13 protein-coding genes are annotated in these 14,335 nt (G+C 61.6%); 7 read left to right on the top strand and 6 right to left on the bottom strand.

Features of this window, described 5'->3' with window-relative positions:
* The first annotated feature begins 68 nt into the window (after positions 1–68).
* A complete protein-coding gene (locus D3D01_RS13095; protein ID WP_101349814.1) occupies positions 69–1,505 on the top strand; it encodes an oligosaccharide flippase family protein in 1,437 nt (478 codons plus the stop codon).
* 13 nt (positions 1,506–1,518) lie between these two features.
* Here D3D01_RS13095 and D3D01_RS13090 read toward each other — a convergent pair whose 3' ends face one another.
* Entirely contained in the window at positions 1,519–2,943 is a 1,425-nt protein-coding gene (locus tag D3D01_RS13090; protein ID WP_121512475.1) for a sulfatase-like hydrolase/transferase, read from the bottom strand.
* Positions 2,944–3,068: 125 nt separating this feature from the next.
* Here D3D01_RS13090 and D3D01_RS13085 point away from each other — a divergent pair, with 125 nt between their 5' ends.
* From D3D01_RS13085 to D3D01_RS13075, 3 genes are all read left to right on the top strand, one after another.
* Entirely contained in the window at positions 3,069–4,250 is a 1,182-nt protein-coding gene (locus D3D01_RS13085) for a glycosyltransferase (RefSeq protein ID WP_101349816.1), read from the top strand.
* A 68-nt stretch (positions 4,251–4,318) separates the two neighbouring features.
* A complete protein-coding gene (locus tag D3D01_RS13080; protein WP_101349817.1) occupies positions 4,319–5,296 on the top strand; it encodes an alkaline phosphatase family protein in 978 nt (325 codons plus the stop codon).
* A gap of 2 nt (positions 5,297–5,298) precedes the next feature.
* The gene (locus D3D01_RS13075; protein WP_121512474.1) at positions 5,299–6,753 is read left to right on the top strand and encodes a sulfatase; all 1,455 of its coding nucleotides are present in this window, start codon (positions 5,299–5,301) and stop codon (positions 6,751–6,753) included.
* Here the strand turns inward: D3D01_RS13075 and D3D01_RS13070 are convergent.
* A complete protein-coding gene (locus tag D3D01_RS13070; protein ID WP_101349819.1) occupies positions 6,744–7,592 on the bottom strand; it encodes a TrmB family transcriptional regulator in 849 nt (282 codons plus the stop codon). The genes D3D01_RS13075 and D3D01_RS13070 overlap by 10 nt on opposite strands.
* Positions 7,593–7,920: 328 nt before the next feature.
* Here D3D01_RS13070 and aglJ point away from each other — a divergent pair, with 328 nt between their 5' ends.
* The gene (aglJ, locus tag D3D01_RS13065) at positions 7,921–8,967 is read left to right on the top strand and encodes an S-layer glycoprotein N-glycosyltransferase AglJ (protein ID WP_101349820.1); all 1,047 of its coding nucleotides are present in this window, start codon (positions 7,921–7,923) and stop codon (positions 8,965–8,967) included.
* Between the two features lies 1 nt (position 8,968).
* On the opposite strand, the gene D3D01_RS13060 is transcribed toward aglJ, so the two are convergent.
* Both D3D01_RS13060 and D3D01_RS13055 read right to left on the bottom strand, forming a co-directional pair.
* Positions 8,969–9,295 (bottom strand): hypothetical protein, encoded by a 327-nt coding sequence (locus D3D01_RS13060; protein ID WP_101349821.1) that lies wholly within the window; start codon positions 9,293–9,295, stop codon positions 8,969–8,971.
* Positions 9,296–9,341: 46 nt separating this feature from the next.
* Positions 9,342–9,692 carry a helix-turn-helix domain-containing protein gene (locus D3D01_RS13055; RefSeq protein ID WP_101349822.1) on the bottom strand — a complete coding sequence of 117 codons (351 nt, stop codon included), beginning with the start codon at positions 9,690–9,692 and terminating at the stop codon, positions 9,342–9,344.
* A 136-nt stretch (positions 9,693–9,828) separates the two neighbouring features.
* On the opposite strand from D3D01_RS13055, the gene D3D01_RS13050 reads away from it, so the two are divergent.
* On the top strand, positions 9,829–10,248 hold the full coding sequence (locus tag D3D01_RS13050) for a DoxX family protein (protein ID WP_101349823.1): 420 nt from the start codon (positions 9,829–9,831) through the stop codon (positions 10,246–10,248).
* 109 nt (positions 10,249–10,357) lie between these two features.
* Positions 10,358–12,010 (top strand): rhomboid family intramembrane serine protease, encoded by a 1,653-nt coding sequence (locus tag D3D01_RS13045; RefSeq protein WP_101349824.1) that lies wholly within the window; start codon positions 10,358–10,360, stop codon positions 12,008–12,010.
* On the opposite strand, the gene D3D01_RS13040 is transcribed toward D3D01_RS13045, so the two are convergent.
* The gene (locus D3D01_RS13040; RefSeq protein ID WP_101349825.1) at positions 12,007–12,633 is read right to left on the bottom strand and encodes an METTL5 family protein; all 627 of its coding nucleotides are present in this window, start codon (positions 12,631–12,633) and stop codon (positions 12,007–12,009) included. The two genes, D3D01_RS13045 and D3D01_RS13040, sit on opposite strands and share 4 nt — an antisense overlap.
* A 50-nt stretch (positions 12,634–12,683) precedes the next feature.
* Complete coding sequence (locus D3D01_RS13035) at positions 12,684–14,243, bottom strand: ATP-binding protein (protein WP_121512498.1); 1,560 nt, start codon at positions 14,241–14,243, stop codon at positions 12,684–12,686.
* Between the last annotated feature and the right edge of the window lie 92 nt (positions 14,244–14,335).

The following is a 14,335-nucleotide window of genomic DNA, read 5'->3' as shown; positions in this document are numbered from 1 at the left end:
TTACACACCCACTCACAGAGATATCAACAAGTTCTAATAACGTCTTGTCCATCTCCTGATGCATACGGATGCGAATCGGACAAACATCGTTCATCTCTTTCGTTTCGAAGGGGCTCTCTTCTGCGGCCGGCTTCATCGCCACGATCCTGTTCGCACGATTACTCGGTGCGGAAGTCCTCGGGAGATACTATCTCTTGCTCTCTATCGTTGCGTGGCTCTCGCTTCTGGGATCTATCGGAATCGGCAGCGCGATTACGAAACGGGTCAGCGAGGGGACGGACATAGGGGAGTACAAGCTTGCGGGGGGGCTCACAATTGCAGCCATCGGTGGCGTAATCATTGTCGGTCTGTTGCTGTTTCAGGACGTCGTCACCAGCAGCTTTGATGTCGACCATATCGGGTTCGTAATTATCCTTCTCGCGGTTGGACTACTCGGGTCGTACGTCGATGCGATGCTCAACGGGGCCCACATGGTCCACGTCGCGGCGGTGCTCAAGGTTGCACGACGAATCGCCAGGACGGTCCTGCAGGTCGGAGGTGTACTTCTCAGCTTCGGATTGACTGCGCTCGTCATGGGGTATGCGCTGGGTGGCCTCGTCCTCGTGGTCGCCGGGCTCTACGTTCTCGGTGGACCGTACAACCTTCCGGAGAAGAAACACTTCGAGCGTCTCGTCGACTACGCGAAGTACGCTTGGATGGGGCGGCTCGAAGGGAAAACGTTCCAGCAAGCCGACGTTATCATTCTCGGGCTGTTCGTGCCGAGTTCGCTCGTCGGCGTCTATGGGATCACCTGGAACATCGCGAACTTCCTCATTATCTTCAGTACGTCGATCAGTGGCGCGCTGTTTCCAGAACTGAGCAAGCTGTCGGTAGACGATCGAGACCAACAGGTCGCATCCCTCGTAGAGGATGCGCTCTCGTACACCGGGTTGGTGACGATACCCGGTCTCGTCGGCGGGCTGTTGTTGTCCAATCGCATCCTTCGAATCTACGGTGACGAGTTCGTACAGGGGGCACAGGTCCTCGGGCTGCTTATTCTCTCTGTGTTGTTCTACGGCTACCAGAAGCAGTTCACGAACGCGCTCGGGGGGATCGACCAACCGAAGGCGGCGTTCAAGGTAAACGGGATACTGATCGCCTCGAACGTGACACTGAACGCGGCGCTTGTCTATACCATCGGTATGACCGGGGCTGCGCTGGCGTCCGCGCTGTCTTCGCTCCTGAGCCTGATCGGTGGCTATCTCATCCTTGGCAGACATCTCGACTTCAGTGTTCCAGTCACCGAAATCTTGCGACAGATTGGTGCGACGGTAGCGATGGGGATACTCGTCACCGTTCTCAACGGTGTGCTAACGCGGGCGAACGAACCGTTCCCCAACGAGGTCGCGACGACCGCACTTATCATCCTTGGGGCGGCCACCTATTTCGCAGTGTTAGTGTCTATCTCGTCTCAGTTCCGGACTGTAGTCCTCGACAACATCCCGCAAGTCGCTTCACTGCGATAACCGGTGAAGCTGATTACCGGAGATAGCCCAGCTCTTCCAGCTGTTTTTCGACATCATCATCAAGCGCCTGTCCGTCCTTCTGATCCTTCCGAACGCCCTTAGTTTCGAAGCTGTCGTAAACGGCTCCCAGAGACGATTCCTCGTCGTCTCGCGGATAGGACACCTGAGCGTTCTCTATCAGTATCGTTCGCGCCGTCGATCCGTGGTCGGCGACCTTTCTGACGCGGTCGCCGTCCTGTCGATAGACCGCTCGCCACGGGCCGCCGTATTTCGACCGGTCCTGACACGCTGCCGGTAACACTCGTTCCGGCTGTTCGAGACGGTGGGTCATTGCAATCGCATGATCGTCGACGGTGAACGATCCACGCTCGCCGTCGATCTCGTTTCTGACTACGTCGGGGAACCGGGTGAGGCTCGCGATCCGGTTCTCGACGACGCCGTCTGACTCGCCCGGCCGGCTAACGACGAGCGGGACGTGCGTCTGTACCTCGCTGATCCCCCAGCTGTGGTCCGCGACCTGAACACTGGGGTCGATACGACTTCGCTCGCCGAATCCCTCGCCATGGTCGCTTGTGATGACCAGCAGTGTTTCGTCTAGATCGCCTCGGTCCCTGAGCGCCGCTGTGAGGGACTCCATCGCGGCATCGAGTTGCCTGATACACCCGTCGTAGAGACTCTCCACCGCCCGGAGCTTCCACCAGTCCCCGTCGGTGGCAATCTCTCGTGACGGTGGGGCCGGCAGGGAATCGTGGAGGGCCTGTAACTCGTCGCCACCCCACTGATCGTACTCCGCGCCCGGCTCGTACGGGTAGTGTGCGTCCATCAGGTTGAGACACGCCGCCCATGGCCCGTTCCGGGACCCTGACCAGTCCAGAAACGAATCGATGTATTCAGTGGCTGACTCGTCTTCCGCCTCGGTTCCGCCGTCGTAATACTGGAAGTACAGCCCGTTGATCACCGACCGCAGCGGCGCATCGCTGTTGAAACACCGAGTGAGGTACTCGCGGTTCGTCTGATGCCCTTCGACATCTGAGGGTGCGATTCCCTCCTCAAAGTAGCGGTGACCCGGGTCCTGTCGCGGCCCGTCGACAGTCTGGAACGGTTCGACGAGGTTCGAGGAGACGCTGACGACGACGTTTGGGGTGAAGACACCCGTCTCATAGCCGTAGTCGTCCGCGAGCTCGCGCCAGATCGTGCTCTCCGGGTCCAGTTCCGATTCGTGCTTGGTCACGCCGTGCTCAGGGACGTGATAACCGGTAAAAATGCTCGCGTGGCTCGCAACGCTGTGAATACTCGGCGCACGCGCCTGTTCGTACACCTCTGCCTCGTCGGCGAACCGTTCGAGAAACGGCGTCGTCCGGGCACCGTACCCGTAGAGACTCATGTTTTTCGCCCGGACGCTATCGAGAATGACGAGGAGAACGTTCGGCGGATCCATTGTGTTGAGTGACCGGAGTGGCAATAATATGTCTTTCGTGAACTGCGGCGCGTAAAATACCGAGCGTGATCAATGCCAAAACGCCAGATATAACGGTTAACTCCACCACTGCTCCACCACCACTCATGCCGCGGGTTCTCGTCGGGCCGACCAAGGCGGATATGTCCAACGACGAATACGGGAAGAGCTACAATCTCTTGAATAATCTCTACGACGACGACTTTACTGTCGACACGTACACGCGGACGGTCTCCGACCGGCTTGACCCCGAAAACGTCACTGTGTACCCGCTCGGTGGCGCTAACCGGATCGCGTACTACGTAAAGTTGTACCGGACGCTTCTGGGAGATTTACGCACTGGTCCTGTAGACATATACCACCATATGAACCTTAGCTATCGGTGGTTCAATCCGCTTCTGGTTTCGGGCCTTCAGGGAGACGTCCCGATCGTCATCGGACCATGTCAGGCGGGACACGCGATTATGGCTGAGGAGTTCAACCGCATGGTCTCCTCGTGGGTGGGGTCGGATCTGCCGCGTCCACTTACGGACCCGCTACACGCGGCTGTCGACGCAACGCGTGACGCGGTTCTGGACCCGCCCCGGATGGAACTATTCGAGCGAACGCTGGAAGCCGCTGACCGGGTCGTCGTCGTCCACGAGGAAGCTCGGGACGTGTACGCCGAGTTGGTCGACGAGTCAAAGCTCCGGACGATCCCGCTCGGCGTGGATCCGGATCTCTTCGAGTACAGCGAGCCTGCCGACTCCAAGGTGCTCGTGGCTATCGGGAGTCTCAGGGAACGGAAGGGCTACGATATCCTGTTCGATGCACTTGACATAATCCGACAGGAGCATCCAGATGTCCATCTCAACATCTTCGGTGATGGGCCGCTGGAAGACGAACTGCACGAGCAGGTTGAGCACCTCGATCTGGAGGAGAACGTCACGTTCCACGGGTACGTCGACCAGTCAATCGTCCGGGAACACCTGTCGCAGGCGCGTGCCTTCATCCACCCGTCCCGGTCGGAGAGCTTCTCCCTCGTCCGTCTGGAAGCGATGTCAACCGGCTGTCCGGTGGTCGTCACCGATATATCCGGGGCGCGCGAGATGGTCCGCGACGGGGAGGAGGGCTTTGTCGTTCCGACAGAGTCACCGGAACCAATCGCAGACGCCGTCACCACCTTGCTCTCCGATTACGAACTCACGAAACATATAGCCAGACAGGCACGAGACCGTGTTGAGGAGAAGTACGACTGGCAGAAAATCGCGGAGGAGTACCTCGACCTGTACCGTTCGCTGTCTGGCTAAGGTCGCACCGACGTCTATCGCGTGCATCGAAAGGTCTTAAGCCGTCGACTGAGACGTTCGAGGTAAATATGGTCCTCGTAGTGCTGGGTATCGATGCACTCGACCCGGAACTAGTAGACTCGACGGCACATCCGAATTTGACGCTCGCTGATCACCACGCTATCGAGACGATCAGGAGCGTCGAGGGCGGCCCCAGCACGCACGAACTCTGGCCGACGATCATTACCGGCCTCAGGCCACCGGAACACGGGATCACGCTCGACAACGGCGTCGCCTGGGAGAACCCTGCCCTCCGATTCGGGAGCGCTGCCGCGGATTACCTCCTCCCGTCGGGGCTGCAGACGCGTCTCGGGGCGTGGCTACTGAATAACACCGAACAGGACGCGTTTCGGATCCCGGCGACGTATTACGAGGAGAACGGCCTGTCGACAGTGTTCGACGGCCGAGAGGCGGCACCAATCGGCATCCCGAACTACGTGATCGACCCGGACACCGAGGACCGCGAGCACAGCCTTCGGCGAAACCTCGGCGACCTCTTCGAGCGCGACCTCGAAGCGAAAGGCGGGCACTCGTCGACGGACCCGGCGCTGTTCTACGAGCAGTGCCTCGAAATGTCGATGGTTCGCCTCGCTCGCGCACGACGGGCGCTCAGAGGCGGCCGACACGAACTGGTGTTTGCATACACGAGCGGGCTCGACCTCGTCGGCCACGTCGCGTACGAACAGCCATCGCTGCAGGACCGCGCCTACGAGGAACTCGACGAGTTCGTCGGCGAGGTCCGTGACGACCTCGGTGACAACGACGAGCTACTGCTCGTCAGCGACCACGGTCTGCAGGACGGGGTCCACACCGACGAGGCGATGATTGCGGGGACCGACGCGGCCATGGTCGACGCGATCGAGAGCGTCGTCGACGTCCGTGCGGCCATCGAAGCAGAACTCGACGGGACCGACCACACGTCGACGCCGCAGGTGACGGCGTCGCACGACGGCGACCGGTCAGGGGAGGAAGTCAAGGAGCATCTCGAAGACCTCGGGTATATGTAGCTATGTCGGACGATCCAAACGTCTTGCTGGTCATCCTCGACAGCGCCCGGGCACAGAACCTCAGCGCCTACGGCCACGTCAACGAGACGACGCCGTTTCTGGACTCCTTTGCCGCGGAGCGGGCGACACTGTACGAGCAGGCCCGGGCCCCCGGTGCGCGGAGCGTCACGAGCCACGCGAGCATCTTCTCCGGTCTACACGTCGAAGAACACGGCGTCGTCTCGGCGGGCCACCGGCTGGACCCCTCGGCGTCGGTATTCTCGCAGTTGCGCGAGGACGGCTACGAAACGGGCGTGTTCACCGAGAACGACTGGCTGACGGCCGTCGATGTCGGACTCCGGGACGGGTTCGACGAGGTCGTCGGTGCACGGAACGTCCCGTTCCCGGGCGCAGTCAATCCCCACGAGTTCGTCTCGAACGAGGGGCGGGGCCAGTACGCGGAGTTCGTCAAACTCGCGCTGACAGACGACGCGCCGCTCCGGTCGCTGGCAAACGGTGTGGCGACGAAACTCCAGTCCGATTACAAGCGGCTCCTCCCGGACAGCGTCAGAGCGTCAACGCCGGCGGACGTCTACGTGGATTCGCTGCTGGACTGGAGCGACCGGCAGGAGGGGCCGTGGGCGGCGTGTCTCAACCTGATGGACGCACACATTCCGTACGAACCGATGCCCGAATACGACCAGTGGGGCGGCTCGGAGGCGTCGTCGCTGCAGGCCTCCTTCGAGGACCAGAAGTGGGACTTCAACGGCGGCCACCGGCCGTGGTGGCAAAAGAAGGCGGTGGAGTCGTTGTACGATGGGGCGATTCGCCAGATGGACGCGGAGCTCGAACGGTTGGTTTCGGCACTGGAACAGCGTGGCGAACTCGAAAACACCCTCCTCGTCATCACGAGCGACCACGGTGAAGGATTCGGCGAACGGAGCGACGTGCGGCCGGGCGTCCGGGTCGCAGAGCACGGCGTCACGATTCACGACAGCGTGCTCCACGTCCCGCTCATCGTGCGCCATCCGGGCCAGACCGAACCCCGACGGGTCGACGGTCCCGCGTCGCTGGTCGAATTTCCGCGGGTCGTGAATCGGCTTCGAGACGGAGACCGGCAGCCGGCCGGCTTCTGTCCTGACGGGCCGGTCCTCGCCACTGCGGTCGGCCTCGACGAACCGCTGCAGGAGCGTGCCGGTGCGTACGTCGACGACCTGTCGCCGTGGACTGCCACGTCGCGAGCGGTGTTCGAAGACGATAGCGAGGGCGTTGTCAAGTACTGTACTAGCCGCGACCACGCCGCCACAGTTGTCAGCCGCGACGCCCAGACGTCCTACAAGGTTTCCGACGACGGTGCGGAACACGTCGACCGTGCGTTCGAGTCGATAAAGGAACGCGACGTCAAGACGGCGGGCGAGGACTTCGACGACCTCGACGACAGGACATACCAGCGACTGGAGGACCTTGGCTACGTCTGACGGGCCGTGTCGACGCTCTCATACTCCCAGATCAGATCGAAGTAGCGCTGCATCCCAGCGACGAACGAGCCGTTGTCCGTGAGTGCGGCCTGCCGCATGTGGTTGGGAACGTCCGGCTCCTCGACCAGTAGAATCGCCTCACCGCTGTCGTAGTCCATGCTCGGATCGACGAGCGTCCCGCGCCAGGGGAGTTTCTCCGTGCTGAATCGCAGGTCGACAGCAGGGTACTCCGAGGCCAGTTGGTCGACGATGTCGGCCTGAACAGCAGCCTTCTCCGCTGGTAGCTCGTCGGGATGCAAGAAGAGAACGCTGACCTCGACTCCACGGTCGAGTGTCTCCGCCAGTGCGCGTTCGACGCTATCGAGGTAGGCGAAGCTATTGGTGATGACACGAAGCGTCGCTTCGGCGTCATCATACAGCCGGCGGGTCTCGCGTTCGCTTGGTTCGCCCACGTCGACGACGTGGAACAGTTCTGCCGTCGGCGAGATGTCTTCGCTTGCCCGTTCAAACCGTGGTTCGTACTCGGCGAGGAAGGCTTCGCGGTAGGAGTCGATGTCTGTGGCAAACGATTCGTATGATTGCCTGCGGTTCTCGACGGCCCGGTCGAGGATTTCGCCAGGCGATTTCGGCTGGTACTCTTTGGGACGGCCGGGAATCACCTTGATGAATCCGCGGTCGGAGAGCGACTCCAGCACGCCGTAGACGCGGGCCTTGGGGATGCTGCTCGCTTCCGCGAGATTCGGGGCCGTCGTTCGGCCGAGCGAGAGCAGCTGTTCCAGCGCTGTCGCCTCGTATTCGGTCAGCCCGACTAGGTCGAACACGTCCGCAGGGTCGCTCATACACGCTCATGTGTGGCAGGGAATGTAAAACGCGTCGCCCGCCGCCCAAATCTATTAGTGGGTGGCGGCGAGTAGTTACTCGCAGAGTGAGTAACATGACTGCGACATCCCAGACAGAGGAAGACGATCACCTGGCAGACATCGAAGACGGCTGTGGCTGTGCGGAGGTCTGGGAGCACATGAGCGAGCAGCGCAACGACTGACACGGCTGTTGTCAGCGCTTCCTGGCAGTCACCGCTTTTTTATCGGCGACTGCGAGAATCTGACCGAAAACCCGCACGCGGGCAGACCCGCATTTATTTGTCTTCGCGTGGATGACGTTGAGTCAATGGCCGACCGAGACGACGTCTGTATACTGTTGCCGACGTTCAACGAGGCAGAGACCATCGAGTCGGTCGTGTCCGGGTTTCGTGAGCAGGGCTTTACCAACGTTCTCGTCATTGACGGCGGCTCGACCGACGGAACACAGGAGGCTGCCGAGTCAGCCGGCGCGCGAGTCGTCGAACAGTCCGGCTCGGGGAAGGGGCAGGCCGTCAGAGAGGCGGTGACGCGTCACATCGAGCAGCCGTACGTCCTGATGGCCGACGGCGACGCGACCTATCGGCCCGACGAGGCGGACAGGCTACTCGAACCGCTGTTGTCAGGCCAGGCCGCCCACGTCATCGGAAACCGGTTTGCGGATATGCGACCCGGCGCGATGACGAAACTGAATCAGATCGGCAACCGCATCATTAACAGTGCCTTCGAAACGATTCACGGACGGGACCTCACCGATATCCTCTCCGGGTATCGAGCCTTTACGCGCCAGTCCTTCCAGCGGAGCTCGCTGACGGCTTCTGGCTTCGGTATCGAGACGGAGATGGCCGTCGAGTGTGTCAAACACAATATCTCGACGACGGTGGTGCCGATCACCTACCAGCCCCGGCCCGACGAGTCCGACACGAACCTCCGTCCGTTCCGGGACGGCGCGACAATCATCCTGACGCTGTACCAGATGGCAAAGACCAACAATCCACTGTTTTATTTTGGGAGCGTTGGCCTCGGGAGCACTGTGGTCGGGTTCCTCCTCGGCGCGTACGTGGCCTATGACTGGGTCGTTAACAGCATCTCACACGAGGTGATCGCAGTTGTCGGCTCGTTCGCCATTCTGCTGGGGATTCAGCTCCTCATGTTCGGCGTCCTGTCTGATATGCTCGTGGCGGTAAACCGCGAACAGACACGCCGCCTAGAGGACATTGCTGTCCAGCTCACACACGAGACCCGCGATCAGCCGGCGGACGTGTTCGACGACCAGCCGGTCGGTGACGCGGAGGGCACCGGAGAGAGTGATACAGAGACAACGCCAGCGGTCTCTCCGCACCAGCCCGACGAGTAGTTTAGAACGGGACCAGCGCGCGGAGCTGGGAGAGCAGACTGTTTCTGGTCGCTTCCCGTTTGCGCTCGAATATCGGATGGAGATCGTTGAGTAGCTCCTGCTCGTTGTCGAATTCCGTGGCGTTCGTCTCGTCAAGCGCCTCGGCGACGGTCATCGAGTGGCCCGACGCGTCGAACGGGACCGTGATGTGGCCGGCGGCGTCCCGGACCTCCCTCGCGGTCGCGGGATACTCGATGTCCACGTCCGACAGGCGGGCGTCGAGTGCCGCGATACCGAACTCGATGACGTCTGGCTCGTCGCTGTTATCGGCTGGTGGCCGTACTCCCATTGGTAAAGCGATGGGGCCGGGGGATAGAAAAGTCTGCGTTGTCCAGTCAGTTCTTGCACCCGGCCAGCCACTCCTCAGCCCAGTCCTCGATTTCGTCGAACACCGGACAGAGGGATTCACCCTTTGACGTGAGTCGGTAGTACGTCGCGACTGGCGCGTCTTCTTCGAGCCGTCGGTCGACAAAGTCCATCTCCTGGAGATCATCGAGGACCCGCGAGAGGGTACGAGAACTGGCATCGGTGGCCCGTTTGAGTTCGTTGAACCGCTGTTCGCCGTTCTGGAGTTCGTGGAGCACGACCAGTCGCCAGCGCGACCCGATCTGTTCCAGTGACTCGATGACGGCACACGGCCCGCTCTCCTCTTCCTCGTCCGCGGCAGTGAATACTTCAGATGACATCAGTGCTACCTGGTATCCCCATTGTCCGGGAACGTACAAATAGGTTCGGATACGAACCAAGTAACGTAATGAAACCACTAATCGCGGTTCGACAGTCTCGTAGCGAAACGACTCCGGCCATGGAGGTGAGCGCCTGATGGCGTTTGAGTCCGCCGGAGCGGGCGAGCTGTTCTTGCTGGGCCGACTCCTGTTCGGTGGGGTGCTTGCCTTCATGGGCCTGAACCACTTCCAGAACGCCGGCCAGATGACGCCCTACGCGGCGGCGAAAGGGCTCCCGGCACCCGCGGCGTCGGTCTACGGGAGCGGCGGATTGCTCCTCGTCAGCGGCGTCCTCGTCATCCTCGGCGCGTACCCCGTCATCGCGGCCGGGGCGCTGGCGACGTTCCTCGTCGCTTCCGCCGTCATGATGCACAACTTCTGGGCGGTCCCGGACGAGCAGGTACAGGACGAGATGACGCAGTTCCTCAAGAACATCGCCCTCGCCGGCGGCGCGCTGTCGCTGCTTGCGGTAGCTGGTACGTCGTGGCCGTACAGCGTCGGCCTGTCTATGTTCTGAGGTCCCGCGTCTACCACAGTCGGTTGCCTTCGCCCAGCACCATCAGTCACTGTTGGCGAGTGACACCTGTCGCCATCCATAAGCCGTCGCGTACCCGAACTGTGCGTGAATGATGCAGTCGCTGCCGACGCCGGCCATGCCCGCGTGGCTCCCATGGCAGGAAGCGGTCGTCCTCGTCGTGGTGCTTGTCATCCTTCTTGCCGTCCGCCGACTCTCGGGTGTACGACTGGGCGATGGTGTACGGGCGCGACTCCTGCTTGGGGTCCCGTGGGGGACGCTGGTGACAATTGCGGGTGTCACGGCGGTGTACCTGTTCCTGCAGGGCGCATGGTGGCACCCGCGGGACCCGCTTGTGACCCCGTTCCGGACGTGGTCGTACTTCTACCCGTTCGGGATGCTCACGGGGGCGTTCACTCACGGCAGTCAGGGCCACATCACGGGCAACCTCATGGGCACACTGGTGTACGGAACGGTCGCGGAGTACGTCTGGGGCCACTACCCTCGCAAGCGGGGTGTCCAGACCTTCACGTCGCTTCGGACGAACCCGTTTGCCAGGATTCTGGTTGTTCCCGTCGCCATGTTCGTCGTGGGTGTGTTCTCCGCGGTGTTCGCTATCGGGCCGATTGTGGGCTTTTCCGGCGTGGTGTTTGCCATTGCCGGGTTCGCGCTCGTGACGCGGCCGACGCTGTTTCTCGGTGCATTTCTCGGAACCCGCGTGCTCGACCTCCTGTATTCGGCACTCCGATATCCGGTGTCGACGGCCGCTGGCCAGACCCGGTTTGTGACGCCGTGGTGGTCGAACATCGCTATCCAGGGGCACGCTATCGGCATACTCGCAGGCGTCGTCGTGGCGCTCGCGTTGCTTCGGAGCCGGGACGAACACCCGGACATGTTGCGGGTGTTCTTTGCGACGCTCGTGTTCGCCGTCGCACAGGGCCTCTGGGCGGTGTACATCCCGCTCGGCAGCGGCCGGTTTCGGTTGTTCCGCTGGGCTGGGACGGCACTGGTGTTTCTCCTCGCGCTCGTCGTCGCCGCCGCGACCGTCGGCTCTGACCGGCGCCTTCGCCCGTCGTTCGACCGCCACCCGGCATCACTCGCAGTGATAGTGCTGCTCGTCGTCCTCGGTGCACTGAGTCTCGCTGCTGTCCCGACGAACGTCGTCGACCTGCAAGCGGACCAGCTCCCCGAAGACGGCATCGAGGTCAGAGACTACGTGGTGGCCTATGACGAGAACGTTCCGAACGCGTACTTCGAGAGTATCTGGGTGCCTACGCAGCAAGCGGAGACAACCGTCAACGCCAGCGGCGTCATCGTCGCTAGTGCAGAGCGGGAGGTCTGGATCGCCGCCGTCCAGCCGGGTCAGCTCGCAGTTAACGGCAAGGAGCGTGTCACGGTCGGTGGCTCGACCTGGCGTGAATCGGTGTACGCGAACCGGACGGACTGGTCGGTGCTTGGCAATGCCAGCGTCTACCGGGTTCAGCTCAGGCGCGAGAGGGGCCAGTCTCGGACCGCGTACACCTCGGAGCCATCGACGGCGGACGTGATACTCGACGGGCGGAACGTGACCGTGGCGGCCCGGCAGAACGGATTCGACGTGGTCGTAACACGGGGGAATGAAACGGTCGGGCAAGCACCGCTTCCGGCGAACATGACGCGGACGCGAATCGGCGGGCTGACCTTCGAGCGGAACCGCTCGCGGCTGTACGCGGGGACAGATGGGACTCGTGTGAAGATTGCGGAGCGCCGCCAGCAAGCGGCCTAGGTCCAGTCGATGCGGTACACTTCTGCGGTAATCGCCTGACGGTCCGATTCGTGGAACTCGAACTGTCGCGGCAGGTCGAACTCCGTCTCGAAGGCATGGGTCACTTCGCCGCCGTTGTCCCCGGCGAAGGATTCGACGAACGACTGGCTTCCGTCGTTGTGAATCGAGTACGACACGGCTGCGATGGACGCAGCAGTTTCGAGGAACCGTCGGTCGGCGTGTTCGTTGTCCGACTGCGCGCCGAAGGGCGGGTTCATCACGACGGTCGTTTCCTCGACAGGCGGGGACAGCGGAGCGGTGGTGGCATCTGCCCGAACCCACGACACTGGGGTCGTCGAACCGACCTTCCGCTCGTTTTTGCGCGCCGTCGACAGCGGCGCGGGGTCGATGTCCAGCCCCACAACCCGCGCCGGCGACCGCAACGCTGCACCCAGCGCCAACATCCCGGTGCCACAGCCCAGATCGACGACCATCCGTCCCTGAATGTCGCCTTGAAGATCCGCAGTATGGACCAGATGGGCCGCCAGATTCGGCGGAGTCCGGTACTGTTCGAGACTGGCCCGCGGATTGTCGAATCCGGCGACAACGGCGAGTTGCTGGGCGAGCGCACTCTTTGTCGGCATTACCTGAAATACGCAGAAATCATTCAAAAACGTTTGGAAATGCCCACTGGTTATGCTACCGGGAGCGTAACGACGAACTCGCTGCCGCCGAGGTCGCTGTCTTCGACCCAGATGTCGCCGCCGTAGTTGTTGACCATCACCGACACGAAGTACAATCCGAACCCTGTCCCCGTCGACTCGGGTCCACGCTCTCCCTTCTCGAAGATTGCCTCACGCTCTGCGGGCGGTATCCCGGGTCCGTCGTCAGCGATGCGAAGATGGACCATCGAGCCGACGCGGTCCGTCGTCACCTCGATTGTGGTGCCTGGACCGCCGTGCTCGACAGCGTTCGTCAAGATATTTCCGACGACATCGTCGAGGAGGTCGTCAGCCACGACCACGGTATCGCCATGGATGTCTGTTCTGAGCGTACAGTCTTCAGCCATTGAAACCGCTTTTTTCGTTGCCCCTTCGACGACCGGCCCTAATTCTATCGTCTCTGCCTCGGTCAGCTCATCGTCTGACATCGTGCTCAGGACGCTCCGGACCTTCTGTGTGAGGTCGACGATGTCCTGACTCCAGTCCAGAATCGTCTCGGCGTAGGCCGCCTGTGTCCCAGTAAGTGCATCTGCCAGCGTTTCTGCGCGCGCCTCGATGACTGTCATCCCGTTGAGGATGTCGTGCCTGAGAATACTGTTGAAAAACTCCATTTGCTCTTCGCGGCGCTTGAGATCCGTGATGTCCGTCCCCTCGACGATTACCTTCTGGACGGTCCCGTCGACCATTACCGGCCGGGCCACGACGGCGGTCGAGATACGCTGGCCGTCTGCACCGACATGCTCGGCCTCGAACCTGACCATCTCGCCCTCACTCGCCCGCTCAACAGCGTTCTGGCAACGGCACGCTACTTCGTCACTGTGGTTCCACCAGGGCGTTTCCCAGAACAGTTCCCCGAGGACGGCGTCGTCATCGGCGTCGATGAATCCGAGGGCTGTTGTGTTCGCCCTGAGAAGGTGTCCGTCAGCGTTGAGAATACCGATGAACGTCTCCGGTGAGTTGAACGTCGCTTCCAGCAGTCGCTGGCTCTGCTCGCGTGTATCAACAGCTAGCTCGCGTTCGATCTCTGCTTCGACCCACTGCGTGAGATGTTCGAACAGCGTCTGCTGCCAGTCCGAGAACTCCGAAATCGACTCGCTGTCGTTGACGAAACACAGCGTTCCGTACTCCGCCCCGTCCGCCCGCAACGTCGCGCCGACGTAGGCCTCTAGTCCGAACCGCTCGTAGGCAGGGTCAGTCGCCATTTCCTCACTTGCGTTGGTGACTATGTACATCCCGGATTCGCTGAGGGTGTGTCTACAGTACGTCTCGGAACGTGGTGTCTCGTCACCCGCCGTAATCGTGGATTGTAGACCGCTACTGGCGACGATTTCGTGGCTGTCGCCAGCGATCACTGCGATGTGTCCGTTCGGAAACCCGAGGTGTTCTCGACCGACGGCCAAAACTGGCTCGACGCGCTCCCGAAACGAGGTTCCGCTGGCCGCCATCGCCGCAGTGAGGTCCTGCATAGCCGCAAGATAGCGATCCTGTTCTTCCGGGTCGCTACCCTCGGCACCGTCCAGCGGATCATTCATAGCCGGAGACTCGACCTCCCCGGAATTGAACATTCGGCCCCGTTTCTCAGAAGCTGAAATGCGGCTGACCGGTAACAGTGTGGCAATCGATT

It is taken from the genome of Haloarcula sp. Atlit-7R, assembly GCF_003666065.1.
GTDB classification, from domain to species: domain Archaea; phylum Halobacteriota; class Halobacteria; order Halobacteriales; family Haloarculaceae; genus Haloarcula; species Haloarcula taiwanensis.
Note: the sequence above shows the minus strand (reverse complement) of the source record. Positions and strands in the feature narration are given on the sequence as shown.

What these genes read in the sequence shown, in the direction of transcription:
- D3D01_RS13060 (WP_101349821.1), bottom strand. Translation starts at nt 9,295, where the DNA reads ATGGGAGTACGGCCACCAGCCGATAACAGCGACGAGCCAGACGTCATC.
- aglJ (WP_101349820.1), top strand. Translation starts at nt 7,921, where the DNA reads ATGGCCGACCGAGACGACGTCTGTATACTGTTGCCGACGTTCAACGAG.
- D3D01_RS13040 (WP_101349825.1), bottom strand. Translation starts at nt 12,633, where the DNA reads ATGCCGACAAAGAGTGCGCTCGCCCAGCAACTCGCCGTTGTCGCCGGA.
- D3D01_RS13080 (WP_101349817.1), top strand. Translation starts at nt 4,319, where the DNA reads ATGGTCCTCGTAGTGCTGGGTATCGATGCACTCGACCCGGAACTAGTA.
- D3D01_RS13045 (WP_101349824.1), top strand. Translation starts at nt 10,358, where the DNA reads ATGATGCAGTCGCTGCCGACGCCGGCCATGCCCGCGTGGCTCCCATGG.
- D3D01_RS13095 (WP_101349814.1), top strand. Translation starts at nt 69, where the DNA reads ATGCGAATCGGACAAACATCGTTCATCTCTTTCGTTTCGAAGGGGCTC.
- D3D01_RS13085 (WP_101349816.1), top strand. Translation starts at nt 3,069, where the DNA reads ATGCCGCGGGTTCTCGTCGGGCCGACCAAGGCGGATATGTCCAACGAC.
- D3D01_RS13035 (WP_121512498.1), bottom strand. Translation starts at nt 14,243, where the DNA reads ATGAATGATCCGCTGGACGGTGCCGAGGGTAGCGACCCGGAAGAACAG.
- D3D01_RS13090 (WP_121512475.1), bottom strand. Translation starts at nt 2,943, where the DNA reads ATGGATCCGCCGAACGTTCTCCTCGTCATTCTCGATAGCGTCCGGGCG.
- D3D01_RS13055 (WP_101349822.1), bottom strand. Translation starts at nt 9,692, where the DNA reads ATGTCATCTGAAGTATTCACTGCCGCGGACGAGGAAGAGGAGAGCGGG.
- D3D01_RS13050 (WP_101349823.1), top strand. Translation starts at nt 9,829, where the DNA reads ATGGCGTTTGAGTCCGCCGGAGCGGGCGAGCTGTTCTTGCTGGGCCGA.
- D3D01_RS13075 (WP_121512474.1), top strand. Translation starts at nt 5,299, where the DNA reads ATGTCGGACGATCCAAACGTCTTGCTGGTCATCCTCGACAGCGCCCGG.
- D3D01_RS13070 (WP_101349819.1), bottom strand. Translation starts at nt 7,592, where the DNA reads ATGAGCGACCCTGCGGACGTGTTCGACCTAGTCGGGCTGACCGAATAC.